The sequence below is a fragment of the Microcoleus sp. D3_18a_C4 genome, assembly GCF_036702415.1.
GTDB lineage: Bacteria > Cyanobacteriota > Cyanobacteriia > Cyanobacteriales > Microcoleaceae > Microcoleus.
This window is the reverse complement of record NZ_JAUBTI010000002.1, coordinates 192,738-218,670: the sequence shown is the minus strand read 5'-3', so window position 1 is coordinate 218,670 and position 25,933 is coordinate 192,738. Positions and strand designations below refer to the sequence as shown.

The following is a 25,933-nucleotide window of genomic DNA, read 5'->3' as shown; positions in this document are numbered from 1 at the left end:
ACTTTCCGCTCATCCTTCGCTCAGTCCGACTCTTCTAAGTAGCTGAGTATCTCCAAAACTGCTTCAAATCCTGTCATCCAGATTATAAAATTAGATTGGATATGCCCCCGCAAGTGAGTGTGTTTTGGGCGATCGTCCGGGTGTGTATATTTGTGGTACGCATAAATTAGTCGATCGGGCGATTCCCTACGGGATAGCTGCGCTTCACGGGCGGGTTAATTTTCCTTTGCGAAAAAATCAACTCTAGCGACTGTTTTGGCAGACGGAATTATAGAATAAAACGTAAACAATCAGAGCAGCAGTAGAGAGTAGAGAACAAGTCTTTGCCTTCTCCCTCTGTGATGATTTGGGACTGTGTTTGATCGCAGGTACTTACTCAATGCTGAGAACTTTGAGCAAGGTTTGAAACCGGAGGCAAGTATAAATACTGCAATAATTCTTAAATACAAGTTAATTAAGATTTACATCTTGAGATAGATGAATTAATAGCTGAATGAGCTTATAATAAAAGCTAGTTCTTAGCGGGTCTAAAATTAACCCGAAAACCGGAGGATATTCCAATGCAAATAAGTGGCAAAGCCTTCGGCTCCTGCTCTCGCTGCGAAACAGTACCCGAAAAAATAGAGGGTAGGGGAGGTCTATACCTATGGTTTCCAGTATCGCACACGCTGACCAAGGTTATTTCTGCCCTAACCAAGGCTGAACTTGAATTCCGGCTGTTAGAAGAGAGCAAGTGTTTGTACATTATGCTTGACGGAATAGCAAAAGAAAAGTTTAACGCCCTAGCATCATCGGTGCTGACAAGTCAAGAGTTGAAAGAGACTAAAGTTTTGTGGATGCGCGAAGTTGAACAGCCAAAACTTAGCGATTTTTATCGCAGCACTTCCTTAGACTCTTTTATTAATTTGAGTAACTCAGATTGGCTGTTAGATTTATTGTCCGAAGAACGCATTACTACACATTTTCAACCTATTGTTTATACCTCAGATACTTCTAAAATTTTTGCCCACGAAGCGCTGCTTCGAGGAATTGACGAGCAAGGAAACTTAATCTATCCGGGTCGGATTTTTGCCCAAGCAGAATCAGCAGGTCTAATTTTTCAACTAGATGTTTTAGCCCGGACTCGCGCTATCCACGAAGCCCATGTTTACAATATCAAAGAACTACTTTTTATTAATTTTTCTCCGACTTCAGTTTACGATCCCGCTACGTGCCTGCGAAGGACAGTACAGGCTATTGATGAATCGGGAATTCCTCACAGCAATATTGTTTTTGAAGTAGCGGAATCTCAGCACCCTCCTGATATCGATCACTTGATTAATATTCTGAGGTTTTACCGAGAGGCGGGATTTTTAATTGCCCTGGACGATTTTGGCAGCGGTTCTTCTAATTTAAATTTGATGCACCAACTGCGTCCAGATTTTATTAAGTTGGATATGCAATTGATTCGCAACGTCCATCAAGATTATTATAAGGCACTCATTACGGAAAAAATGTTAGAAATTGCCGCTCAATTAGATATTAAAACTGTTGCTGAAGGTGTGGAAACTTTGGAGGAGTTTGAGTGGGTGCGGGAACGGGGAGCAACTTTTGTTCAAGGTTATTTGATTGCTAAGCCGACTTCTCCGCCGATCGCAGTTACCAGCTATATTGGTGCTAAAGCACTACCTATTTCTGCTTAGATGGTTTCCAGTTGCGATTTGGCGCTACATTTGCTCGTTTTGCTCGTCCCCAGGCTCTGCCTGGGAACGCATATCGGGAGGTTCTGCCTCCATTCAAATGAGACAAAAATTTGGAGGCAGAGCCTCCGAATCTTCATTACCAGGCAGAGCCTGGTAACGAGAATTAATAGCACTTTAAACGCTCAAATTGCGCCGCAGAAACATTTCTAAGGATTCCATTCTCATGCCGTAGATTGATTCCAAGTTTTGCACTTCTTCGGGAGTGCAGAAATACTCGTTACCCAGCAATACCCGCAAAGTTCCTAAGTCTTTTTGAGCTTGAGGATTCAATAAACCCAACGCATTTCTTAAACCGTCAAACACCATCAGCGGCGGGTTGATTACCATCGGTTCGCGCTTGAATAAGCGTGCAAAAATGCGGGGAATGTCATCTCTTGTCAGCACATCCGGGCCACCGACTCGCAAAATTTGGTTGCGCGCGCCCTCGACTGTTGGCGAGTCTGCGGCAATCTTTGCCAAATCGTCGGTACTGACAACAGAGGTGCGGTTTTTGCCGTCGCCAATCAGCAGGTAAAGTCCGGTTTCTCGAAATCTTTCTGCTAGGGGTAACAAGCTGGAAGCAAAACCTGCAGGCCGCAAGATTGTATAATTCAAGCCGCTGTTTTGCAGGTATTTTTCAACTTCTCGCTTGGCTTTGAATACTGCGGAATCTTCGTATCCTCGATCGACTCCCAGTACCGAAAGAAAGACAAAGTGCTGCACTCCGGCTTCTTTGGCGCAGTCGATCAATTCTATGTTAGCGCGGTAGTGTACTGCTTGAACGTCGCCGCCGGTGCCGTGAGTGCTGATGATGTATTGCACTCCTTGGCAGGCTTTTTTAATATCTTTGTCTTGTTTTAAGTCGCCGATAAAAATCTCGGCGCCTCGGTTTTCTAGTTCAGAGTAGCGAGATGCGAGGCGAACGAATGCGCGGACAGGTTTTTCTTGCTGTCTAATTTCTCGTACAATTCGGCGGCCTAGTGCGCCTGTTGCTCCGGTTACTAAGAACATGATTTTTAGTTGTTGGTTGTTATCGAGATTTTACACTTACCGTCGCAGTCCGGCAGGGGTTTAAACCCCTGCCTCAAAGCTTAAGTCCTCTCAAGAGGACTGAGGAGTTTATTGAGAATGGTGCAAGATGTCATACCAACTTAATGTGAAGTTGCACATATCTCGATCCCCCTAAATCCCCCTTAAGAAGGGGAGTAGGGGTTGACTTTGATCGGAATCTTGTCCCCCCCTTATTAAGGGGGGCTAGGGGGGATCGGATTCTACGGAACCTCATAAAAAATTGGTATCACTTGTTATTAACCTTATAACTCATAAATCAAATTTCGACAATTACGGGGGCGTGGTCGCTGGGTTTGATTAATTTTCTGGGAGCAATGTCTATTGTACAGTTTTTTGCTTGTTCGTACAGGGGAGGGCTGAGATAATGGTGGTCGATTCTCCAGCCGTTGTTGCGGGGAAATGCGGCGGCGCGGTAGTCCCACCAGCTATAATGGCCTCCTTCTGTGGTGAATTTGCGAAAGGGGTCGTTTAATCCTAATTCTATTATTTCTGTTAGTGCGAGGCGCTCGGCGACAGACAAGCCGACGGAGTTAGCATTGGCTTTGGGATTGTGGATATCTCGATCGTCCGGGACGATGTTGAAGTCGCCACAAATGCACAATTTGGGGGATTTATCTAGTGCTATTTTGAGGTATTCTTGCAGCAGTTTGAGCCACTTTAGCTTGTACTCATATTTCTCGCTGCCGACTTCGGAACCGTTGGGAACGTATACGCAAATAATGCAAATATCGTCTATAACCCCGGCTATTAGGCGTTTTTGTTCGTCAAAGATACCTGCGGTTTCGTCGCCGAGAATGGGGGCAAATCCGGTGCTGATTTGCGTTAGGGGCGATCGGCTGAGAATGGCGACGCCGTTGTAGGATTTTTGACCGGAAATGTAGCAGTTGTAGCCGAGGTTGATGAAGGGTTCTAGGGGGAAGTCTTTGTCTGTGACTTTGGTTTCTTGGAGGCAGAGAACGTCTGGGGAGTTTGTTTGCAACCAGCTAGTAACGTGTTCTATGCGGGTGCGGATTGAGTTGACGTTCCAGGTGGCGATTTTCATTAATATAGTAATCCTAAAGGTTAGGTCAGAGGGAGAGCGATCGCACCTATTTTAAGCTATTTTTTGCCGTGTCAACTCACTTGATTTGATAAATGTAAGCATCTTCGACCCACGTCTGATTAATCCGATCATTGGTCATTCTTCTGCCTGATAAGTCTAAATTCCAATCTTGTTGTATCTGACGTAAGCCCTCAATTAAGTCATGTTTTGGGCTTACTGCTACGAGGGCTGTCCAATCGATTTTCAATTCAGGTTTAACTTCGCGAAAGACTGACAGAATTTCCCCATAAGTTTTCAGCGAACCTTCGCGATCGTACAGAGGTGAAGTGAGCATCAGCCGCCATGTTTCTGGTTCTGGTGCGTAGTTCCAGAGAGCAGAATCAACTGATAGATTTGCTGCATTTAGAGCGTCTATTAGTCTTTGACCTTCTGCTATTTCGTGACTTAATAATGTTGCTGTAGCCATTGTAAAACTCCGTGAGTGGGGTCAGTAATTGCTAAGTATATATCCAGGGCTTTTTGTTGGCTATGTGTTTGGTAACGGCTTTCTTCTGACCAGTCTCTGACCTCTAACCATCGCAATGAAAAATTAGGATCGTCGAGGAGAGACTTTAACTCTTTATCAAGTTTAGCAACTTTAACCAACTTTTCTAAATCGTGGGTGTAACTGTCCATAACATTTTTCTTGTCAGGAAAATCAAATTCCTGAGTTTGCTTGGCAATGCAAGCCTTTAAAGCGCATTCAATCACATAACCGCTGAGGTAGTAAGCACCTGAGTATTTATGATTGTTGAGCAGCACTTCTACTTCTTCAAGTCGAGTGAGTGCTAGGTTCTGTAAATCCTGCCTATTCACAAGTTTAGCATACCTCTATAAATTTTTACTATCTTAGCTCTAGTTTAGCAGAGCGATAAGTTTATCAGTTTTTGTTTCGGCTTTTGTTGATTATATATTCTCTGATTACTTGCCCGATCGTAAAGTGCGATCGCCCATTTTGTTTTACTGTTTCAACTAATGACCGTCGTCCTAAAGATTGCATGACTTTCAACAGTTCTGGCGGTGATAGTTGCAGGTTTTCTGGTATTTTTGAGATGTCGGCTGGTTCGGGGGTATTGGCTAGCCAACCCATAGCTTGTTGTTCGGATGGGGTTAGGCGATCGAAATGCTGGTGCAGGAGTGATTCTACGTCACCTAAGAATAGGGTATCATAGGAGAGGAATTCGGAAACGCTACCGCCGAATAAGTCTTGAATCAAAGTGGCAACTATATTTAACCATAAGGGATTGCCTCGGTAAAGGTCGATTAGTTCTGACCATTTCTCCGGTTCTGCTAAACCTTTTTCTGTGAATATTTCTTGTGCTTCGGGGCCTAAACCGTTGAGTTGCAGAGATTTGCAGGGGCGGTTTTCGCCTTCTAATGCGGCGATTTCTCTGGGTTTTTCCCAACTCAGGAGGATTAAGCAACTGTTGTGGGATGATTCTGTTAGTTGTTTGAAGAATGGGCCGTAATTTTCATATCCAGGTTGGTAATTTCCTGCGAGTTGTTGGCTGCTGAAGATGGTTTGGATATCATCGAGGATGATCAGACAGCGGTGCGATCGTAAATATTCTAGTAGGGGCAATCCCCCCGTGGTTGCCCTTTCTTCGGGATAGGGGGCGGGCACGGGGGCACCGCCCCTACAGAATTTAATTAAGTCGGTTTGGAGTGATGCCAGGGGTGGAGAGTTGCGGAGACTTCGCCAGATGATGTAATCGAATTCGTGTTGAATTTGTGGGATTAGTTGGAGAGTAAGGGCGGTTTTGCCAATACCGGATAAGCCTAAGATGGTGATGAGACGGGTGCGGCCTAAAATCCAGTTTTCGAGGGTGGTGAGTTGCGATGTGCGGTTATAGAATAGTTTGGGTTCTGGTGCATCAGCTAAATCTAAATGTACTTTCGGTTCAGAAATGCTTGTTTTTTCGTTAAACTTATCCTTGTCTTGCGGTTCAGATTGTAAATTTTTTGAGGATTGCGAACTATCAGCAGAGATGTTACCAATATGGATGCAGCCATTCCCGACGAGTGAGACAATATTAGAAGCTTGTAAATTTTCCAACTTAGCTCTAAAATTTGCTTTAGATACTTGTTCCTCGCCTAATCCAACTGATAAAAGTTTCCATAATTTAAAGCCAACCTCTTTAACGTATTTCTCTGACCGGTTGTGATGCTGTGCAATTTCTTTATATTTCTGATTGTCCCAAGCGCCACGTAATATAGCTTTTTGCAGACTATCTAAATGTTTTCCCGTAGTAGTCAAAGCTAGATGGTCAACAAATTCTAAGGCTTCTTCAACGTCCATCGGTCAGGCAGATGCAAGGGGTTCACCTGATTGTAACCCAACTAAATATGACTTTTTCAGTAGCAACCAACTAAATGTGACTTTTTGTGACCTAGTTGGGATGGAAAAAACTACTAAATATGACTTTATATGGCTTGACAAGCTTTGGCATTTAGGAAAGAATTTATACTTAAGACAACAAAAGGTTATGCTAAGCGCTAGTTGTATCTACCTGTTATGACACAACCGAATATTTTGGAACTCGCGAAACAGGGAGATGCAAAGGCGATCGCGCTTCTGCTGAACCGCCAGCTACAAGCCAAGGGCATCACCGCCGCAGCTTCCCTTAAGGATGGTTGTTTACAGGTGATGCTGGAAGCGGCAGAAGCGCCTAGTCAGCAAGTCTTGGCCCCGTGGGTGAGTAAGTCGATCGCTGGCTTGGGGGCTGCATCAATTGAGAAAGTGAAGGTTTACGGGCGACAGACGGGCGCAAAGGTGCCGGCATGGAGTCAAGAGTTTGAAGTGGCGGGGCCAAATTTGCCTGTTGCAAATGTAACACAGGGGCGGGCAAGTTCTAGTGATAATACGGAGTTAAATCAGCTTAGTTTGAAGGAACGGGCTAAGCTTGGGGATGTGGAGGCGATCGCCAGTCTGTTAAATCTTCCGTTGCAAAACAAGGGAATTACGGCGACTGCGAGTTTGCAAGACGGTTGTTTGCAAGTGATGCTGGAGGGCGATGGGGTTCCTGATGAGGAGGCTTCTATCAGGATTTTCCGCAGGGAGTTGACGAATTTGAAGGCGGGGGCGATCGCTTCTGTGAAGGTTTACGGGCAGCAGGCGGGTGAGGATTTTCCGGCTTGGAATCGAGAGTTTGAGCTAAAGGCAGAGGTTAGTTCAGATTCAAAAAAATTATCAACAGATAAATTTGCAAATTTGACTGATCTATTGACTCCGATTATTGATTTGCTTAGAGAACGAAAATTTAAAGAAGTGTTAGACATCGGCAAAAATTATATTAATAAAAATCCCGATCGTCAAAAACGTTTGATTGTAGTAGGAGTTATTGTCTTAGCAACTCTAACCTTTAAAGGAATACCTTTTTTCAGTTTCAATCACAATATTAAAGGCTCACTAACACTCAAGGATGACTTCTTCGGTGGAGTGGGTCAGTTTTGTAATGGAAAAGGAGGTTACGGGGATATTAAAAGTGGTAGGCAGGTGCTAGTAAAAGATCATAAAGGAGAAACTATTGCGACTGGAGACTTAGGCATAGGTAAAATAATATCTGATAACCACTGCCAATTTGCTATCGAAGTGAATGGTATAAGAAAAGCAGAGTTTTACACAATTCAGATCGGTAGGCGAGGCGATTTGACATATTCATATCAAGAGATGGAGGATAAAAACTGGGAGCTAAACGTGTCTTTGGGTGATTAATTAATAGTTAAAGGAGAGTAAATCATGTCAGATTTAGAGTACCTTGTAAACGAACTGCCCCAACTTGCTGATAGTATGAAACTTACTATTGGCAACTCTAGCGATATTAGACGGGAAATAGAGCGAATTAGCAACATTCAAAATAAACTAAATATTATTGAAAATAAGCTTCAAGAAGTATTGGACAGTGAAAGATTTAATAAAGGAGTTCTTGGCGCAATCCCTTTCTTCGGAACAATAGCCAGCTTTTTTATTCCTGGTGGATTTTTAGTAGATGCACTTCTCACGGCAGGGAGTGGCTTACTTGCTGAAAAATTGGGCGAGCCAGATAAGGAAACGTCTCTTGCTGACTTAATAGAAAATGTTGAAAACTTAATTGAGTGGGGGGATGGTCTAAAGAATATAGCAGAGAATATTTTAAATGATTCACAATTATTGCTCCAGCTAGAATTGGAAAGGAAATCTCTAAGTCTCCCTGAAGAAGTAAGGCAAATTGATGAAGATTTAAGAATTCACATAGACTTTGATGAAGAGCAAAGTTTAAGGCAACAGGTTCAGCAAATAAAGGTAGCTCAAGAACAGCTAAAACAGGTTCAGCCAAAACTGGATAGTATCGTACAAAATCTTGAACGTAATGTCGAGCCAATTGAGCGCATAAAAGCTTTTATATCTTACTTTGGGGAATCAGTGTTTGCGATAGAATGGTTTGATGAAGAGCATGGGCTTATTATATCTTATGAGGAGCAAACTACAACATTAGGAATTATCTTGAATGAATGTGTATCTTTAAAAGAAAAAGCTAATGCTTTAATTGACCGGGCTAATAGGTTAAGAGGAGAGGCTGAACAATCTCTTAAACACCTAGAAAAAGAACGCCGTCGCAAGGAACAAAAAAAACCTAGTCGTAAGCAAAGTGAAAGATCCACACAGACCGGAGAATCTCTAAATTCTATTGACAGTACCATGTCTTCAGAGCAAAGACGCGGGGGTAGAAGTGGCTGGATACTGATACTATCCACACTGACTCTAGGAGTTTTGGGTTTTGTCGGCTGGAAAACTACCTTTCAAATTTCACCGAGTCAGCAGACAATACCAAATTCGGGAATTCCTCTAAATGTTGGAGAGCAAAAAACAAATTCTGAAGCTTCACCCACCTTAACACCGACTCCTCAGCCAGACCCAACAGCAACAAATTTAGCAGCAGCTCAAAAACTAGCAATGGAAGCTGCCGTTATGACTCAAAATCCACCTCATCCACTAGAAAATTGGCAGCAAGTACAAGGGAAGTGGCAGGAATCAATCAAATTGTTAGAGGCAATTCCAGACAATTCGGCTGTTGCAACTCAAGCTCAAGAAAAGCTAAGTGTTTATCGAACTAACTATCAGGCGATTACTAATAGAATTGTCACTGAACAGAAAGCGGCCACTAATTTAGAAGCCGCCCAAAAACTAGCAGGGGAAGCTGCCCTCATGGTGAATAATCCACCTCATCCTAAAGAAGTCTGGCAGAATGCTCAATCAAAATTGCAGCAGGCGATCAACTTGTTAAGTTCTATTCCTCAAGGTACATTTGTGGAAGCTCAAGCTAAAGAAAAGCTTGGTGATTATCAGAAAAACTACACGCTAATAAGCAACAGAATAAAAACAGAAACTCCTTAATTTTATCCATATTACCAATTAAGTTTTAAATTACCAGAGATTAAGCCCAAACCCTAGCTGCTGATATCCTAGTTACTAGAAATCGCGATCGCCCTTACATCCCAAATTGTCAAAAAGCGCGATCGCGCCTCTTCCCCTGTACTTGCAAAAAAATTACATCCAAGATAAACTAGGAAATAGAAACTAAGCAACCTCTGATGCTGAAAGCAAAAATATAATGAAAACTAAAAGCTTCACAGTCATCATTTACAAAGAAGAAGATATGTACATTGCCGAATGTCCAGAAGTCGGCACAATTGACCAAGGCGAAACCATAGAACAAGCGATCGCTAATCTCAAAGAAGCTACAAGGCTCTATCTCGAAGAGTGTCCTTTACCCGACGAAATCACTCCCAGGTTTGTAACTAGCATAGAGGTTAGCTATGCCTAGGTTGCCCAGAATATCAAGCGTAGAAGTAATTCGCGTACTAGAGCGTTTAGACTTTTATCAAGCCAGACAAACGGGTAGTCACGTTGTCCTTAAAAAGCCTCTTCCAGACGGAGAAATTGTTTGCGTTGTGCCACTCCACCGCGAGTTAAAAATTGGTACTCTCAGCGGTGTTCTAAAGCAAGCAAAGGTCACACCTGATGAGTTTATAGCTAATTTATAAGTGAGAATAAACTGGTTTCCCAGTAGATGAGTTTTTGTAGCTTGTAGGGGTCGAGCGCGATCGTAATGAAATAGCGATCGCCCTTCCTTTCCCAACTTGTCCCAAAGCGCGTGAAGCGCAGCTATCCCGTAGGGAATCGCCCTTATATTATTTAGAGAAAAAACGACCAGAATAATATTTTTTCATCGATTCTTGAGAAATAATGGCATCACAAGATTCGTCTCTCGGCAAATTCCCTCTCGCTTCCAGCCAAGGCATTTCACTGCAAATCATTCGTTCCAAAGTTTCATCATCATACTCAAAATATGCCTCACCAACTTCTTCTATAAATTGCCCAATTTTTTGGGGAAGTTTCGGTTGTTCGATTTTCTCTGTAATTGGTTCCCAGCTAAATTGGCATTGATACTTCTCTAATAAATCAGGAATAATCGGCCCGTGAATCCAGGCTTCAAAATCTGCATCAAATAGTGGCGTGCCGTAAACTCCCAAATACCAAGCTTGAGCGTAATACAAGAGTTTTTGTAGCTTGTAGACGTTGATTGCTACATTATTTTGCGAAGCTAACCAAATGAAAGCATTTGCAATATCTCGATCGCTAATTTTTTCCGAATTAGTTGCAACCGCAACAACTTTCAGTTGACCTTCGCCTATCTGTTCCAATAGTTCAGAAACTGACAAGTTAAATTCTCCGGCAATTTGCTCAACTTTTTGCCAGACTGGAGAACTCACAGTTATTTGATATTCAGTTGTTATTGAGGTAGCTTGGGTCATGGCAGTTTTTAAAGCTGACTTAAATAATTGTAGCAAACAGTGCGGAATAATGACCTAATAGCGATCGCCCTTACGTCCCAAATTGTCAAAAAGCGCGTGAAGCCAGCTATCCCGTAGGGAATCGCCCCTACATGAATTATTCAAACTAACTCTGACACTCTCAGCCGCCCTTCTACGGGTTCATACTCATCCTCTAAAAGCCAATACTGCGCCTCATCATAACTCTGACTAGAAAACACAACTTTATAACCCTCAGCCGGATTGTAGATCCGACAATTTCCCTCAGCGTCACTTAGTAACAAAAGCAGATAAGGTGGTGAAAGATTTGGATCGATCCATACCTCTGTAAATTCCCAGTTATTCTTCACTAAATCGGCTTCGAGGCGTAACGTGGTATCGGTTTTCTGCATCAACTGTTATCTCTCCGTAGTAAAGTAAAAGACGGCTACCATCCGGGTCAACTCTATAACCAATTGATTCAGCAAAAAACATACCATAACGATCGTAGCCCCGAATCGTACCTGTAAATTCTCCATCTTCTATTATTGCTTGAGCTACCTGATTCATAGTAGCCTCATCGTTAAAAATATGAGCAGCACGTCCTTTATTAAGCAGTCTTTTCATTTGTGGCGTGTCTGGCAAGTGTTTAGCAATGTGCCTGCTGTCAAGAGTGATTTGGCGATTAATTCCACTCATTAATTAATTACTGAGCATACAAGTATGATTAAATCATGCGATCGCCCTTACGTCCCAACTTGTCACAAAGTGCGTGAAGCGCAGCACTCATGAACTACAATAAACTACCTAAAAACTTAGTCGGATCTAACTGTAGCATATTTTGGGTTAAAGTTAAGATGCGTTTACCCTGAATCTAAAATCTTAAATCTAAAATCGTATGACTGATTATAAAGGCGATCGACAAACTAGCAATTTAGCAGCTATTCACCAACAAATCAATTGGCTTCAGCAACAGCCAGACGGCATCCTATTTCAACAAAATTCCGGCGACAACTGCATCGCCGTAAAAAAAATAAACTCAGTGCTACTACTGCTTTTAGCAGACAGAGAAACCTTAATCACAAATGTAGCTCAATCAATCCTAGACCTCAACAATCCACTAAATTTAATCTTTCCCTATTCCCAAGCCGTGCTGCTAGCATTAGTCTGGAAAACTCACCCAAAAAAAATCTATGTAATTGGATTTGGTGGCGGCACCCTCCCCAGAATTTTCCACCACTATTTCCCTAACGCGATAGTCGAATGTACAGATATTGACCAAAAAGTAGTCGCAGTAGCTCAAAAATTTTTTGGCATTCAATTCGACGACAGACTCAAAGTAGCCATTCAAGACGGGCGCGAATATCTAGCCCAACAAGATTCCCCAGTAAAAAACGATATAATTATCGTGGATGCTGGTTTTGGCAGCGGCTATATGCCCTATAAATTGGTGACACAAGAATTTTACCAACTGTGCAAAACTCACTTGTCAAGCGCAGGTGTTCTAGTTGTCCACCTGTTCCACAAACAAGAGTTTAATGCCGCAGCGGTGAAAACAATTCAAACTGTGTTCGCACAAGTTTATATATGCAATTTAGAAACCGGCAACAGCATTGTCATTGCCACTAATGCTCCCGATTTAGCTAAAAATGAAATTTTCTTGAAAGCCGAAATTATTCAAGATTTCCACAATTTAGGATTTTCCTTAATAGAAATGTCTCTCCAGCTAAAAAAAGTAGCCCAATTGCCGGAATGGGTGAAAAGTTGGGAAACGCTGCCAATTTTTACAGATGCTGAAATACCCGCCGGATACTTGGACTGATCAATATAGCAATCCTAAATGATTCAGATAAATTTGTAGGGGTAGTGCGACCCCTACTCCCCGTGCCTACCCCCTATCTATCGGGCAACCACGGGGGGATTGCCCCTACAATAATTATGCAAATGATTTAGGAGTGCTATATACACAATTAGGGCTGTTAAGGGAATCCGACAAAAAACTCTAATTGTAGGGTGCTTATGGGGGCACGATCGGGCTGTAGGGTGTTTATGGGCGCACCATCGCTATGCCTTTAGCAAATCCCAATCACTCAACAGTTGATACTACGAAACAGCGTTCTAAAAAATACTTGACAGTGAAAATCTGGCGGTGTATTATAGAAGTAGTGCAAACAATGAAAAACATGAGACTAAAAAGTTGGGAGTCTCCTCGCAGCGAGGGTAGAAACTCCAAAGGTAAAGGCGGCTCAGCCAGGGCTCGGCAACTCAAAAAGCAACAGCAAACTCTGCGAAAACAGTTAAAAGCTCAGCACGATCGACCAAATGATCGACAAAACCACCCACAAAACCACCCACAAAACCATCAAGGGAAGGAAACCAATAATTCCTTCCCTTTTTTTGTATCTTTCCGGTGCTCAATCCCGCTGAATGTTCGGACAAATCGTGCTAGTAATGCTCGCCTGCGAGGGTTGCTCCTGCCAGCAGTTGAGAATGCCTTGCAACTCCCCCTTCAAAGTTTCTAAGGCTGCAATTTGCACGGAAATTTCCTCTACCTTAGCCGTTAGATGCTGCTTCGCTTCAGAGCAAGGCAACTCTCCCCGATCGCGAACCTCTAAAATATCCTTAATTTCCTGAAGGCTCAAACCCAGAGTCTGAGATCGTTTAATAAACGCCAACCTGTTGAATACAGTTTCGCCAAACAAGCGATAACCCGCGGGCGATCGCTCCACCGCAGGAGACAGCAAGCCCATCTCCTCATAGTAACGAACAGTTTTCACCGACAAACCGCTACAGGCAGCTACAGAGCCAATTTTGTACAGTTTCTCGGCAACAGAAATATTCATAAACCAAGCATCCAAGATCGAAAGACTTTCTTGCCCTATCTTTTGGTGCCTCAGATCCAGGGAGTCGATCGGCACATCGCCTAGTCACCATTGCCCGGTAATCTTAATAAGGAGGATTTTTTTTAGACACATTAAGCACCGGTAACTGAGGTCTAGAAGACTGAGGAGGAAGATAGTATTCGGGAGCAGGTGCGGGTTGTTCGGCTCCAGAGCGGTAAAATTGCCACCAGCGGAGAGCCATCGCCACCCCAGCGGTGCCAAGCCCAAAAGCCAATAAAGAGCCACTCGCACCCATGCTGCCGATGGCTGCATCGACAACGCCCACTGTCACAACAAAGCTGGTAATTGGCTCTTTACGGTAAGCTGACCTCAAAAGTCGCGTCCACGAAGCATTCATTTGGTTTTACTCTGTTCTATATTTATTTACAAGCTCTAAAACTTAGAGTTGGCGGAACGATCGGGATTTCTAGCTCAAAGACTAGCTTCACCTAAATTCATCTTCTCGCCTGTGGGGAATTGTACGGGAGCGAGGCAAAATTGCCAAGCTTGTCAAATCAAAATTCCACCCCATATATACCTCCAAAAGCCAGCTATTGCATTCGGGAACAGAACTCTCTCGACAGAGAAGTCGCTGGGCTTGTTTCTAATTAATATTTTAATCAATTCCCGAATTTGTCGCGGTCAGCAGAAGCCACACCCGCTGCCGGAAGAGTCAAGACAAAGTGTAAGGCTGACCGCGCCATTGCTAAAATTAGTTGAGACCTAACCAGGACAGCAAGCCCTGGCCTGTGACATACTCGATAATTAAAGTTAGAGAAAAACCGATCATCGCAGCTCGACCGTTAAGGCGTTCCGCGTAGCTGTTGAAGCCAAACTTTGGCTGTTCCAGTTTGGGAGTGACGGTGGGTTGTAGTTGTGTCATTGCTTTGGGTACCTGGCGATCGACGCTATTCAAATGTGAAATCCAATGTTAGTTACAAATCTTAAACATTGCTACTTCTATTATAAAGAGGGTTAACCGCCGTCAACCGTCCCCGAAGAGAAAAAACTGCTGCCAACTAATGCCAATTAATTATACCCGCTCAAAATATGACTAATCAGTTAGATAACGATAAGCTTCCTGTCGCCGTACAGCGAGTAGCCTTTGCCCTTCGTACAACAGGCTGGGTTTGCTTCTGGGTACAGTTAGTGCTAGGGGTGGTAGCGGCGATCATTTTGCTCTTTGCCATCCCCTTCGCCCTCCCCAGGGCTACCGCCGGTGCGGGTTCAACCAGTGCCGGCACCGGCGGCGGCGTATTTTTTGCCATTTGCGGCCTCGCCGTACTCGCTTACAGCGTATATCGCTCTTTCCGCTTCACTCGTTTGTCGAGACAACTGCGATCGCCCGGTAACGCTGTCCGCCCCAAAAAAGCAGACACCATCAAAGAGGTGCGGCTGGCACTGATGAGTAACTTGTCAGGAATGATCCTGACGCTGATCGGCGCAGAAGCCATCAGCGGCACGCTTTTAGCCAAATCTCTAGCTCAGCCGCAAGCTTTGTTTGGTGCCGCAGTTGATGTGGGCCGATTTATTCAGCCCCTAGATATATTTGTGGTACTCGCCAATACTCACGCCACTGTTGCCCATTTTGTCGGGATTTTCGGAGCTCTTTGGTTGCTCGATCGCATCCACAAGCAATAGAAAATTGGTAAGTGGGAATTGCGCCTCTCCCACTCTCCCACTCTCTCACTCTCTCACTCTCCCTCACACTCCCACTCTCCCCCAACCGACATCCGGAATCACTGCCAACCTGTCGAAGAACGTACTCAGATACCTTCTACCAAGACAACATGAATATCATGGCACTGAAACCCGAGGCTTATTTTGGGGTGACAGATCACCCAACTATTGAAATTTCTCAAGAAAGTTTTCGTTCTGTCCTAGGTCAAATAGAAGCTGAACTCCTATGTAGTGACACCTATAGCCAAGCTCTAGCTAGCTTGCAAACAATGTTGGGCGAAGCAGCCTCCGCTGCCGAAATTTTAATTAGAGCAGTTAGCAGAGAAGCCGTCAAGCTCGCATTCGATCGCTTTCCCAAACAAAACAAAATTGAACCGCAAGTAGCCCAAGAGAGTTTTACTGCTGTAAGTCCCGCCTTTGAGACGGTGACAGAAATTCAAGAATTGGAGCCACCAGTAGCTGCTCCTGTCTTCTATTGGCGCAGCGCTAGTGTGGAAGCGCCCCCCCAAACCGAGTCCGACACTGAAACTTCCGATCGAGACACCAACACTTCTGAAGACAGCAAAGAAGCGCCCCAAGACGAACTTAAAGTCGAGTCGGCTCCACCTGCAACTGTCACCGTCCCCGGAAAATCCTTCCCAGGGTTTGGTTTTCCCAAAAAGCCGAAAAAACTCACCAAGGAAGAAGAAGCAGCTTTAGCCGTTCAAGAGCGAGAAGAGTGCCTGCGGGAGTTGGGTAAAGAATTGCGTAAGGGACGGCAAATTCGCTCCCTATCCCTGCTGCAACTCCACAGTCAAACTCTCGTGCCGGTGCACCACATCGAATCGATCGAAAATGGGGAAATCGACAAACTGCCCCAAGATATTTACGTTAGAGGTTTTATCCGCAGACTGGGCGACGCCTTGGGACTAGACGGCAGCGCTATGGCGAATGCTTTGCCCAAACCCGCTCCGAGTCCAATTCCCAGTATGTATGTGTCTGTTTCCGATTCCGACTCAGGCGAAGGCTTTCAAATGCGTCCGGTGCATTTGTACATCGGCTACACCGCTTTGATGGCTGGGGCTGTAGGGGGTTTGGGTTGGCTGTCGCAGCAACCCGTGATCCCCGGAGCACAGGCAGTACCTCAACCGCAGGTGGCACCGCCAGCCTCAGTTGCACCGGCTCAGAAGACCCCAGAAAAAGCACCTCAACCGGGCTTGAAGAAGTCTAATAACGGGGGATTGAGGATGGGGGCTGACATGGCGCCGCCGGAGGTGATTTTTGGTTAGTGTGTGTCGGGCGAGCGATCGTCCGATAACTCTCTTGGCGCAGGTGAACTCGGAAACCGAGTTTCCGAGTTCACCTGCATAGGGATACTTGCTTGAAGAAATAAGTCCCGCAAAGCAAATACGGTTGAGATTGTAGTTCAATCCGCGCTTTTCATCTATCTGTAGAGTCAATTCTAAAATCTAAAATCTAAAATCTAAAATCTAAAATCTAAAATCTAAAATCTAAAATCTAAAATCGCCAGCCCCTGTACCCAAAGTGATTTTTCAACTGCATCAGGAAACCCGATATCTGCGATAAACTATCTATTTGACCACTCCTAAAAGAGGTTTCCCATAAGATGAGTTCCCCAGCCACCGCTGCTTTCTCCGATCTCGATCCGCTATCGACTCACTCGCCAACAGTCACGAGTTTGGCGGCACCAGACAGTGCTTTGGTAACGGCGGCTCAACTGCCACAAGCATCTTGGACTATAGAAGATAGTGAGAAACTCTACCGAATTCAAGGTTGGGGCGAACCGTATTTTTCGATCAATGCAGCCGGTCACGTTACAGTATCTCCCAAGGGCGATCGCGGCGGTTCCCTGGACTTGTGCGAACTGGTAGAATCCCTAAAACAGCGAAATTTGGCTTTGCCCCTGCTGATTCGATTTTCTGATATTTTGGAAGACCGGATCGAGCGCTTAAATTCTTGTTTTGCCAGAGCGATCGCTCGGTACAATTACAAAAATGTCTATCGCGGTGTCTTTCCAGTTAAATGCAACCAGCACCGACAATTAATTGAAGATTTGGTGCGTTTCGGTCAACCCCATCACTTCGGGCTCGAAGCCGGCTCGAAACCGGAATTAATGATAGCTTTGGCGACCTTAAAAAACCCAGGCGCTTTATTAATTTGTAACGGTTACAAAGACCGCGAATACATCGAGACTGCTATTTTGGCGCAGCGGCTAGGCCAAACTTCCGTAATTGTGCTGGAGCAAATAGAGGAAGTAGAACTCGCAATCGCCGCCAGCAAAGCATTAGGAATTAAACCGATTTTGGGAGTGCGAGCAAAACTCACTACCAAAGGCGTTGGCCGCTGGGGAGTTTCCACGGGCGATCGGGCAAAATTTGGCTTGACAATTCCTGAAATTATCCGTGCAGTCAACGAACTAGAAAAAGCGGGAATGCTCGATTGTTTGCAGTTACTGCACTTCCACATCGGCTCTCAAATTTCCTCAATTAGCGTCATCAAAGACGCCATTCGAGAAGCCAGCCACATTTATGTAGAATTAGCTAAATTGGGAGCTAATATGAACTACTTGGACGTAGGCGGTGGACTCGGCGTTGACTACGACGGGTCTAAAACCAACTTCCACGCTTCCAAAAACTACAATATGCAAAACTACGCTAACGACGTAGTAGCGGGAGTGAAAGATGCCTGCGACGAGCGCAAAATCCCGGTTCCCATTATCATTAGCGAAAGCGGGCGGGCGATCGCTTCTCACCAATCAGTATTAGTTTTTGACGTACTCGGTACTAGCGATGTCCCCAGAGAAGTACCCGAACCAGTAGATGAAAACGCGCACCAAATTCCGCGCAATCTCTACGAAATTTACCAATCTATCAGCCCCGAAAATTACCAAGAAGTTTATCACGATGCTATCCAATTCAAGGAAGAAGCAGTCAGTTTATTTAACTTAGGCTATTTGGGAATTGCGGAACGGGCGAAAACCGAACAGTTGTACTGGGCTTGCTGCGATAAGATACAGGCGATCGCGCGGCAAAATGAATACGTATCTGACGATTTGGAAGACTTAGAAAAGGTGATGGCGTCCATTTATTACATCAACTTATCTGTTTTCCAGTCAGTACCCGACAGTTGGGCAATTAACCAATTGTTCCCTATTATGCCAATTAACCGACTCGACGAAGAACCAACTCAACGCGGTATTTTAGCCGATCTTACCTGCGACAGCGACGGCAAAATCGACCAATTCATCGATTTGCGAGATGTGAAGTCGGTTTTGGAACTGCATACTCTCAAACATGGAGAACCGTACTATTTGGCGCTATTTTTGGGCGGTGCTTATCAAGAAATTATGGGCAACCTTCACAACTTATTCGGCGATGCCAATGCAGTTCACATTCAGCTAACACCTTCTGGCTACCATATCGAACACGTTGTGAAAGGAGACACTATGAAAGAAGTCCTCAGCTACGTACAGTACGATTCAGAAAATTTGGTTGAAAGCATCCGCCGTCAGACAGAAGCCGCTTTGCAGCAAAATAAAATTACTCTTTCCGAGGCCCAACTTTTGCTGCAAAATTACGAGCGGAGTCTCAGCCAATATACTTATCTTCAGTCGTGAAATGTAGGGTGCAACTGACATCTTGCAGCAATATCAATAAGAGGATTTTTCGTGGGGTCGGGCGGGTTTATAGAACCTATTTGCAAGCTTTAAGGCTGTTGGCGAACCCGCCCCTACGGCTAATTGAGAATGGTGCAAGATGTAGGGTGCAACTGAGATGTTGCACCACTGTCAATAAGCCTTTTATGAACAGGCTTTCCGGCCTGTTCCACAAGAATATCTACTCTTTGTGGAACAGGCCGGAAAGCCTGTTTTTGAGAATGGTGGAAGAGGTGAGGTGCAACCTAAGCACATTACCATAATTGAAAGCTGAGCTCATAAACGTAAAAGTAGGGTGCGGCTAGCGCACCTTACCTTGAGCAATTACCAATTAGCAATTAGCAATTAGCAATTATCCACCATTACCGAGAATTTCAGATATCGCGCGCCGCTCTTCTCCGTGTTGAGTCGGTAAAACTTGGCGAGCGTCAGTAATCAGCCAATCGAGAGCCGCCGCTTGCAAATCGATCGCAGCCCCGGTTTTATCAACGCAGTAGCGCCCGAACACCAGTTTGTCAACCAACCGCACCTCCGGGCCCAAACGGGAATACTCAAAAATCACGCTGTTTTCCACAGTGGCGCCACTGCAAAGCCAACAATTTGGGCCAATCATTGTCGGGCCGATAATTTTTGCTCCATCCTCAATGATCGTCATCCCGCCAATGTAAACAGGCCCAGTAATATCAACCTTATCCCAGTTGACAGCTACATTCAAACCAGCGTAAATGCCGGGGCGTACTTCAATTCCCGGAATCGAAACATTTTTAACTTGTCCCAGCAGTACGCTCTGAATTGCCCGCCAATAATCAGGAACTTTGCCGATATCCACCCACTCAAAGTCCATGCTAATTCCGTAAAAAGGGGCGCCTGCTGCTACTAGCGCGGGGAATAACTGCGAACCGATATCGTATTCCTGGCCCGAAGGGATGTAATCGAATATTTCCGGTTCAAAAATATAAATACCAGTGTTAATATCGGTACTCAGAGCTTCCTCGACAGAAGGTTTTTCTTGGAAATCTTTAATTTTGCCAGACTCGTCTGTTACCACCACTCCGTAACTGGGAACTTCCTCGCGGGGAACCGATTTCATAACAATAGTAGCGATCGCCCCTTTTTCCCGGTGCCACTTCACAGCAGCAGTCAAGTCCAAGTCAATCAAAGCGTCGCCGCACAGCACTACAAAAGTATCGTCAAAAAACGGCGAGAAGTCCTGAATTCGTTTCATACCGCCAGCCGAACCGACAGCCTCTCCAATCATTTCTCCGTCCTCAATTCGCCCTTCAAAAGAATAGGCAATTTGTACCCCAAACTTTTGACCGTCGCGGAAGTAGTTTTCAATCACGTCTGCCAGGTGAGAAACATTGACCATAATCTGGTCAAATCCGTGCTGGCGGAGCAATTCAACCAAAAACTCCATCACTGGCTTTTGCAGGATGGGAATCATCGGTTTGGGTATTGTCTGAGTAATAGGACGGACGCGAGTGCCTTTACCGGCCGCCAGAATCATCGCTTTCATTATTAACTTCCTCAACCCTCTGTTAATTGATATAAACTCAACAATTAGATGCTAGCGGTTGCGATCGTCGAATCGATCGAGCACAGCAAAATCCTGACCAGTTTATAGGCGACATCGTACCAGGCTATCAATCATTTATCCCCAATTTACCTAGATTTAAGAAACCAGGAATAGGGAATCACCAAGAACTTCGCACTGCCGCTCTCCGCATTCGGGGCTCAGCAACAGAATGCCATAGAGCGAGATTCTGCCTGGAATCTTAACCGACGCAGTGGCATAGTTATTAGTTTCCTCCGAGAAGCTAATCCCCTGCAAGCTCAAAGCGCGCGGATTTTGAGGTCTTGGTAAAACTCCTCTTGAAGCAACTCTACTTTAGACTGAGCCGATAGCAGCAACAACGCCCAAAAAATACCCACGCGGTCATGATTTGGCAAGTGAACTTCCCCAGTCGATACTGGGTGTTCTGGGTTGACAGGAGAGTGCGAGTCGTTATGATGCCAGAGCTCTAGCAATGTGTCCAAGTCCAGCCAACCCTCGTCAATTTCCGCGCCCCGCTGAGCCAGAAACCGTTCGAGTTCACTAGCAGTTTCTACGAGATTTTCTTGGTGAGCTAGCTCAAAGATAGCTTGGGCCGCTTGCGATCGCATTTTTGAGGTAGGGCGACGCCGGGGGGTAACTGTCTGCTGCTCCATTGCTGCTTTCATTAGCTGCAACTGCTCAATCAGTTCTGGGAGAGTCACCGGGCGTTTTTGCGGTAGTTGAGCTACACCGCGACGGCGCAATTGCCGCTCTAAATGCTGCGGCAAGTGTCGCCCGCCTGAGTGCTCTGCGTCTTCTACTGCCGGCTCGTCGGCGTCGGGATTCGCGGGGGGTTCGGAGAGGACGATACTTTCTGCTTTGAGCAAAACCAGCATTGAAGCGTACAAAAACGCTTGGCCGGAGTGGGACAAATCGGAGAAATCCTTACTCTGATCTGCATCGCAGGCGTTCGTAAGCTTGCTAAGACATCGATCGAACACTTCAATTACCTTAACGTCCCAAGGATCGATTTCTCCCCGTTCGGCTAGGTCAATTAAAATTGCGATCCCCTCGGAAATCGTTTCTAAGCCATCTTGGTCTCGGGAAACGGCCATTCGATTTTAGATTTTAGATTTTAGATTTTAGATTTTAGATTTTAGATTTTGCCTCGGAGAAAACCAGAGAGCATATCAAATTAATTGGCGGTCATTTCAGTAGTCGTGCCCTCAATGGCTGCTATTTCTAAACTTATCGGTTCTGCACTTTCTAACAAAGGTTGTTTGCCTTCTACTTCGGCTTTATAGCGTTCAAGATTTTGTTCTAATTCCTGAATCCGCTGCTCTTTTTCGCGAACTTGGCGAATCTCTTGGCGCGAGGCGAGGGTTCGCTGCATTCTCGACCACAGACTGAACAGCCACGCTAGTGTTGCCCCTAATCCGGTCGCTACAATTAGTTCTACGCACAGCGGAGCTTTAACTTGGACGCCTTCGATAACTTGAATCGCGACTGGCTGTGTATTTTCGATGCTGAATAATACTAGAGCCAAGCAAATCAGAAAGATGAAGAAGAAATTTAGCGATCGCATTTTCTCTGTTCCTAATTCTCAATTCAGGTTAAGCAAATTATTTACCATTTGTCAACTGTTTTTAGGCATATATTCTCAGTGTTTTTATAAAATCTAATCGGGTCAATTAACCATAATATCCGGGGAGGGGCGGGTTGATTGCAGCTCTGAGAGTTGATTGAAGAGATTGGTTAAGCCGCCCCTCTAGGACATATCCTGGGAGCATCTCACCTTTGCAGCCCTCCGCTAGAAATTGGAGTTTTGAGGCAGGAGGCAGGAGGCAGAAGGAAAGAGGAAGAAGGAAGGAGCCAGAAGGAAGGAGCCAGAAGAAGGAAGGAGCCAGAAGAAGTATTTTTACAAATATGAGATGCTCCCCATATCCTCTTTAGGTTTGACCGATGTTTTGTGGTTTCTTGCCGATTCCCAGTGCTGGCAATATTTGATATTTCAAAGCAATGCCCGCGGCTACAAATAAGGCAATAATCAGCGCCCCAATGCCTACCGGGCTGGGAATCCAGAATATCGCCTCCAAATAGTTAACTTCTCCGGGTTTGAGCTTCCAAACTAACTGTTTTCCTTGCTGAGAGCTTTCGGGAACCAGCGCACCGGCGACAGTTTCAATACTTTCGGCGCCCCAAGGCGTGTTCAAGCTAAAGTCTAGCTCCAAAAGTCCCCCCGGACTCAGCAGCAGACTGCCATTAGAAGAAAGCAGTGAAAGAGAGCGCAAATCCAATTCCAAACTCAACCGATTTCGCAGCACCAATAATAAATTATTCTGCTTGACATTCAGGTGAGATTCAAACTTCGGCAAATCTGTTTCTAGCGGACTTGAAACCCGATATTGTGTGGTTGGTGCGATCGGATTGTAAAATTGGTTGAACTTGTCTTGCAACTCGGCTCCATTATTGAAAGGAATCCTCACTAGAACTTCTGTGGGGGAAAGCCGTTTAGTTTTTCCGTCCAGCAACCTCACCCGGCTTTCTATGCTTTTCAACCATTCTGCAACAGTTTCGCTGCTGAAGCTCGTCAACCTTTCCCCCAGTTTAATGTGCTGCACGATTTCGCCACGAGTTTGACTCTCAAAGTTGACCCCGACATCGTACTGAACGCATCCAGTCACTAGAGTTAAAAGGCAAAAAACCAAAGGTAAAAGAAAGAAAAAGTGCTTTTTCTTCTTCCCAGTTCCATCCTTGACATTTGGCTCTTTCATTATAAATTTTTCCCTGTTTTTACCTATTTGCATGAATTAGCAAAGCGTTGAATTGCCGACACTGTTTCTATGTTTGTTTCGCAAGTTAACTGGTTTAACTGGTTAACTGGTTCCTAGGCTCTGCCTGGGAACCCATGTCCAGAGGCTTTGCCTCGCAAGCTTTCATCCAAATTCGAGGCAGAGCCTCATGATATGTATTACCAGGCAGAGCCTGGTAACGAGTAAAACCGCACTGAACTTATTGCCTCGAAGCTACACCCAAATGTTGAAACAGCATACTCGGCAAATAGGCTGCACCGCCTACCCATTCGGCTTCGCTACTCAAATCTGCCAAATTTTTAAAGGCTTCAAAAATGCTGCCTGCCACCATTGTATTCTTGACGCGACCCACAATTTTGCCTTTTTCTACTTTATAGCCTAAGTCCAAATTGACAGAAAATTCGCCAGCTAACTGATTGGACTGACCGGCACCTAAAACCTGCTCTACTATTAGACCTTCGTCCATGCTAGCAATCAAGTCTTGAGTGGCGGTATTTCCTGGGGAAATGCAAAAGTTAGTTAAATCAGGGCCGGGGCGAGACAATCCGCCACGAAAACCGTTGCCGGTTGATTGTACACCGGCGCGAGCGGCCCACCTGCGATCCCAATAAAATCCGGTGACAGTACCTTTGTCTATCAAGACTTTGCGGGTGGTGGGTGTACCTTCGTCGTCAAAGGGACAAGCAGAAGGGCCTAAAGTGGGGTCTTCAAAAAAGGTAAAGCGTTCGTCAAATAAGGTTTCGCCGATTTTGTCGGCGAGGGGAGAGGCTTTTTGAACTACTGCTTGACCTGAAAGGATGGTATCAAACAAGCCGCCGAGGGTGCTAGCGGCGGCTCTGGGGGTAAATAATACTGGGTAGGAACCGCTGGTGATGGTGGCTGAATGTTCGGCGAGGCGGTATTTTTCGAGGAGTGATTGGAGGATGCTGTTGGTGTCTAGGGGACGATCGCGCGCAACGTCGTAACTGTATGCTTGCATAAAATCTTCTCCCTTTACCAAATTGCCAGCAATAGTGCCGCTGACTATTTGGCTGCTTCTTTCGGCATACAAATCTTGCGTCGTGGCAATTTTCACTCTGCCGCTGCGGACGTGAAAGCCGACATCTACCATAATATCGGGATTGTAGGCGTGAACTTGCTCGATGAGGTTTTTGCCGTTTTCGACTAATTCTTGAGTTGTGGGCGGAGTGTAGGTGGTTTCCGGGCCTTTGAGGTGGAAGTTGGAGGCGAGTTCAAATTCTGCGGGGTCGCCGATTTCGGCTGTTTGAATCGCTGCATCTACTAAATCGTCTATCCGCGTTAAATCTGTGGAACTAGCAAAACCGATTTTGCCTTGGTAAATCAGCCGGAGTGCTACGCCTTGCAGTGCTTTGGTTTGCAGGGATTTGAGGCGATTGTTTTCAAATTCGATGGGCGTGTCTTGACTCGACAGGTAGTATACTTCAGCGGCATCGGCGCGCTGAGAGGCCAATTTCAAAATCTGGTCTACGGTTGAATCGCTCACAATAATAATAGCCTGTTATGCTGGTATTTTTTAATTTTAGCGATTGTCTCGCATGAAAATTGTCTCTATCACCCTTACCGGCAATAACGCCGACTTAATAGAAGCTGCTTTAGCCAGTGTCGCCGATTGGGTTGATGCTTGTATTGTAATTGATACGGGTGTTACTGACGAAAGTTTAGCCCTTGCCTCAGCCGTTGCTGGAGAGAAATACGTAGAGCGTAAATTTGAGTGGGTAGCCGACTTTGCTGCAGCTCGCAATTTTAGCTTGGAAGCTGCCAAAGAAATAGGTGCCGAGCGGGCAATTATCCTCGACACGGACGAGCGAATTCATTTACAATCAAGTAATATTCGAGGTGCGATCGCAAGTCTCGCAGGCGATGTTTTTCTAGTTTATGAAATTAACCGCAGTTACTGCAAGGAGAAATTATTTAGAATTCCGACAACGGGAAAATATGTCGGTGCGACTCACGAATACTTCGATTGTGGCAGCGGAGTTCGGACTTTTATGGAGTCGATCGCATTTTCCGAAGTTCCAAAAACTGCTGCGGCTAGTACAGATAAGTTTAACCGAGATTTAGAAATTCTCAACCGACTTGTAAAAGCAGAACCAACTAATACTCGCTGGTTTTTTTACTTGGGGGAAACTCTGAAAAATTTAGGCGATTTCAAACAAGCAATAATTGCTTATCGAGATTGTGCGAATCTGAACGGCTGGGACGAAGAAGCAGCTTGGGCTTGCTACCGAGAAGCGGAATGTTGGCTGATGCTAGAAGATTATCAAGAAGCAATAAATGCGTGTGCTAAAGGCTTGACAAAACACGCAGGAATTGCCGAATTAGCTTGGTTGGCTGCCTATGCGTCTTACTATGCAGGTTTGAACTCTCAAGCGATTCATTGGGCTCATTTGTCGATCGCGATGGGCAAACATCAAGGCTACGGCAAAGCCATTCAACGCATGGGATTTCAATATCCAGAAGCACAGTACGAAAAACCTTATGACGTTCTGAAATATGCTTTACTGCGTCAGGGAGATGCAGAGAGTGCCCAGTTAGCCGAACAACTTTATCAAAACGCTTGCGAAACGCGACTTCGCAACTTTGGGATTAATAATATTTTAGGCTATTAAAAAGCAGTCAAAGCGCGTTCGATCGCGGTTTGTAGTGCGGGCGTAAGTCCGCCCTACAAACTAAATATTACAAT

At 45.1% G+C, this 25,933-nt stretch carries 27 protein-coding genes; 10 read left to right on the top strand and 17 right to left on the bottom strand.

All coding sequences use genetic code 11. From position 1 onward, the window contains the following. Positions 1 to 560 precede the first annotated feature (560 nt). Positions 561 to 1,682: an EAL domain-containing protein gene (locus QUB16_RS02130; RefSeq protein WP_333313684.1), complete on the top strand. Its 1,122-nt coding sequence runs from the start codon at positions 561 to 563 to the stop codon at positions 1,680 to 1,682. A gap of 174 nt (positions 1,683 to 1,856) precedes the next feature. Here QUB16_RS02130 and QUB16_RS02125 read toward each other — a convergent pair whose 3' ends face one another. From QUB16_RS02125 to QUB16_RS02105, 5 genes are all read right to left on the bottom strand, one after another. Beyond that, positions 1,857 to 2,732, bottom strand: coding sequence for an SDR family oxidoreductase (locus QUB16_RS02125; RefSeq protein ID WP_333313682.1), 876 nt, complete (start codon positions 2,730 to 2,732; stop codon positions 1,857 to 1,859). Between the two features lie 316 nt (positions 2,733 to 3,048). Next, positions 3,049 to 3,834 carry an exodeoxyribonuclease III gene (gene xth, locus QUB16_RS02120; protein ID WP_333313681.1) on the bottom strand — a complete coding sequence of 262 codons (786 nt, stop codon included), beginning with the start codon at positions 3,832 to 3,834 and terminating at the stop codon, positions 3,049 to 3,051. 76 nt (positions 3,835 to 3,910) lie between these two features. Next, positions 3,911 to 4,300 carry a hypothetical protein gene (locus tag QUB16_RS02115; RefSeq protein WP_333313679.1) on the bottom strand — a complete coding sequence of 130 codons (390 nt, stop codon included), beginning with the start codon at positions 4,298 to 4,300 and terminating at the stop codon, positions 3,911 to 3,913. Next, positions 4,279 to 4,689, bottom strand: a complete 411-nt coding sequence (locus tag QUB16_RS02110) for a HEPN domain-containing protein (RefSeq protein ID WP_333313678.1) — start codon at positions 4,687 to 4,689, stop codon at positions 4,279 to 4,281. The genes QUB16_RS02115 and QUB16_RS02110 overlap by 22 nt, the downstream gene beginning before the upstream one ends. 64 nt (positions 4,690 to 4,753) lie before the next feature. After that, positions 4,754 to 6,172: an NB-ARC domain-containing protein gene (locus QUB16_RS02105; RefSeq protein ID WP_333313677.1), complete on the bottom strand. Its 1,419-nt coding sequence runs from the start codon at positions 6,170 to 6,172 to the stop codon at positions 4,754 to 4,756. Positions 6,173 to 6,388: 216 nt separating this feature from the next. Between QUB16_RS02105 and QUB16_RS02100 the strand changes: the two genes are divergently transcribed. The 4 genes from QUB16_RS02100 (at position 6,389) to QUB16_RS02085 (ending at position 9,897) form a co-directional block, all read left to right on the top strand. Then, positions 6,389 to 7,588, top strand: a complete 1,200-nt coding sequence (locus tag QUB16_RS02100; protein WP_333313676.1) for a hypothetical protein — start codon at positions 6,389 to 6,391, stop codon at positions 7,586 to 7,588. A 24-nt stretch (positions 7,589 to 7,612) separates the two neighbouring features. Beyond that, positions 7,613 to 9,247 (top strand): hypothetical protein, encoded by a 1,635-nt coding sequence (locus QUB16_RS02095; RefSeq protein ID WP_333313674.1) that lies wholly within the window; start codon positions 7,613 to 7,615, stop codon positions 9,245 to 9,247. A gap of 217 nt (positions 9,248 to 9,464) precedes the next feature. Then, complete coding sequence (locus QUB16_RS02090; RefSeq protein ID WP_333148509.1) at positions 9,465 to 9,677, top strand: type II toxin-antitoxin system HicB family antitoxin; 213 nt, start codon at positions 9,465 to 9,467, stop codon at positions 9,675 to 9,677. Further along, positions 9,670 to 9,897 (top strand): type II toxin-antitoxin system HicA family toxin, encoded by a 228-nt coding sequence (locus tag QUB16_RS02085; RefSeq protein ID WP_333313673.1) that lies wholly within the window; start codon positions 9,670 to 9,672, stop codon positions 9,895 to 9,897. Before QUB16_RS02090 ends, QUB16_RS02085 begins: the two co-directional genes overlap by 8 nt. Before the next feature lie 147 nt (positions 9,898 to 10,044). On the opposite strand, the gene QUB16_RS02080 is transcribed toward QUB16_RS02085, so the two are convergent. From QUB16_RS02080 to QUB16_RS02070, 3 genes are all read right to left on the bottom strand, one after another. After that, entirely contained in the window at positions 10,045 to 10,668 is a 624-nt protein-coding gene (locus QUB16_RS02080; RefSeq protein ID WP_333313671.1) for a type II toxin-antitoxin system antitoxin SocA domain-containing protein, read from the bottom strand. Positions 10,669 to 10,808: 140 nt separating this feature from the next. Then, positions 10,809 to 11,036, bottom strand: coding sequence for a hypothetical protein (locus QUB16_RS02075; RefSeq protein ID WP_445251087.1), 228 nt, complete (start codon positions 11,034 to 11,036; stop codon positions 10,809 to 10,811). After that, positions 11,026 to 11,364, bottom strand: a complete 339-nt coding sequence (locus tag QUB16_RS02070; RefSeq protein ID WP_333313668.1) for a DUF6972 family protein — start codon at positions 11,362 to 11,364, stop codon at positions 11,026 to 11,028. The genes QUB16_RS02075 and QUB16_RS02070 overlap by 11 nt, the downstream gene beginning before the upstream one ends. A 199-nt stretch (positions 11,365 to 11,563) precedes the next feature. Here QUB16_RS02070 and QUB16_RS02065 point away from each other — a divergent pair, with 199 nt between their 5' ends. Continuing rightward, positions 11,564 to 12,487, top strand: coding sequence for a fused MFS/spermidine synthase (locus QUB16_RS02065; protein ID WP_333313667.1), 924 nt, complete (start codon positions 11,564 to 11,566; stop codon positions 12,485 to 12,487). Positions 12,488 to 12,930: 443 nt separating this feature from the next. Here QUB16_RS02065 and QUB16_RS02060 read toward each other — a convergent pair whose 3' ends face one another. The 4 genes from QUB16_RS02060 to QUB16_RS02045 all read right to left on the bottom strand — a co-directional run bounded on the left by QUB16_RS02060 (position 12,931) and on the right by QUB16_RS02045 (position 14,430). Continuing rightward, complete coding sequence (locus QUB16_RS02060) at positions 12,931 to 13,083, bottom strand: hypothetical protein (protein ID WP_333313666.1); 153 nt, start codon at positions 13,081 to 13,083, stop codon at positions 12,931 to 12,933. After that, positions 13,080 to 13,508 carry a heavy metal-responsive transcriptional regulator gene (locus QUB16_RS02055; protein WP_333313665.1) on the bottom strand — a complete coding sequence of 143 codons (429 nt, stop codon included), beginning with the start codon at positions 13,506 to 13,508 and terminating at the stop codon, positions 13,080 to 13,082. Before QUB16_RS02055 ends, QUB16_RS02060 begins: the two co-directional genes overlap by 4 nt. A gap of 103 nt (positions 13,509 to 13,611) precedes the next feature. Beyond that, positions 13,612 to 13,905, bottom strand: a complete 294-nt coding sequence (locus QUB16_RS02050; RefSeq protein WP_006632298.1) for a hypothetical protein — start codon at positions 13,903 to 13,905, stop codon at positions 13,612 to 13,614. 354 nt (positions 13,906 to 14,259) lie between these two features. After that, positions 14,260 to 14,430 (bottom strand): hypothetical protein, encoded by a 171-nt coding sequence (locus QUB16_RS02045; protein ID WP_172186391.1) that lies wholly within the window; start codon positions 14,428 to 14,430, stop codon positions 14,260 to 14,262. Positions 14,431 to 14,597: 167 nt separating this feature from the next. Here QUB16_RS02045 and QUB16_RS02040 point away from each other — a divergent pair, with 167 nt between their 5' ends. The 3 genes from QUB16_RS02040 (at position 14,598) to speA (ending at position 18,843) form a co-directional block, all read left to right on the top strand. Beyond that, positions 14,598 to 15,188, top strand: a complete 591-nt coding sequence (locus tag QUB16_RS02040; protein ID WP_333313663.1) for a DUF3611 family protein — start codon at positions 14,598 to 14,600, stop codon at positions 15,186 to 15,188. 158 nt (positions 15,189 to 15,346) lie between these two features. Then, positions 15,347 to 16,495 (top strand): helix-turn-helix domain-containing protein, encoded by a 1,149-nt coding sequence (locus QUB16_RS02035; RefSeq protein ID WP_333313661.1) that lies wholly within the window; start codon positions 15,347 to 15,349, stop codon positions 16,493 to 16,495. A gap of 338 nt (positions 16,496 to 16,833) precedes the next feature. Further along, positions 16,834 to 18,843 carry a biosynthetic arginine decarboxylase gene (speA, locus tag QUB16_RS02030; protein WP_333313659.1) on the top strand — a complete coding sequence of 670 codons (2,010 nt, stop codon included), beginning with the start codon at positions 16,834 to 16,836 and terminating at the stop codon, positions 18,841 to 18,843. Between the two features lie 391 nt (positions 18,844 to 19,234). Here speA and QUB16_RS02025 read toward each other — a convergent pair whose 3' ends face one another. The 5 genes from QUB16_RS02025 to QUB16_RS02005 form a co-directional block, all read right to left on the bottom strand. Continuing rightward, positions 19,235 to 20,398, bottom strand: coding sequence for an NDP-sugar synthase (locus QUB16_RS02025; RefSeq protein WP_333313657.1), 1,164 nt, complete (start codon positions 20,396 to 20,398; stop codon positions 19,235 to 19,237). 317 nt (positions 20,399 to 20,715) lie between these two features. Continuing rightward, a complete protein-coding gene (locus QUB16_RS02020; protein ID WP_333313656.1) occupies positions 20,716 to 21,531 on the bottom strand; it encodes a segregation/condensation protein A in 816 nt (271 codons plus the stop codon). Positions 21,532 to 21,611: 80 nt separating this feature from the next. Beyond that, positions 21,612 to 22,001: a lipopolysaccharide assembly protein LapA domain-containing protein gene (locus tag QUB16_RS02015; protein WP_333313654.1), complete on the bottom strand. Its 390-nt coding sequence runs from the start codon at positions 21,999 to 22,001 to the stop codon at positions 21,612 to 21,614. A 364-nt stretch (positions 22,002 to 22,365) separates the two neighbouring features. Continuing rightward, positions 22,366 to 23,190, bottom strand: a complete 825-nt coding sequence (locus QUB16_RS02010) for a DUF3153 domain-containing protein (RefSeq protein WP_333313652.1) — start codon at positions 23,188 to 23,190, stop codon at positions 22,366 to 22,368. Positions 23,191 to 23,428: 238 nt separating this feature from the next. After that, positions 23,429 to 24,733 (bottom strand): metallopeptidase TldD-related protein, encoded by a 1,305-nt coding sequence (locus tag QUB16_RS02005; protein ID WP_333313650.1) that lies wholly within the window; start codon positions 24,731 to 24,733, stop codon positions 23,429 to 23,431. A gap of 52 nt (positions 24,734 to 24,785) precedes the next feature. On the opposite strand from QUB16_RS02005, the gene QUB16_RS02000 reads away from it, so the two are divergent. Continuing rightward, positions 24,786 to 25,859, top strand: a complete 1,074-nt coding sequence (locus QUB16_RS02000) for a hypothetical protein (protein WP_333313649.1) — start codon at positions 24,786 to 24,788, stop codon at positions 25,857 to 25,859. Positions 25,860 to 25,933 lie beyond the last annotated feature (74 nt).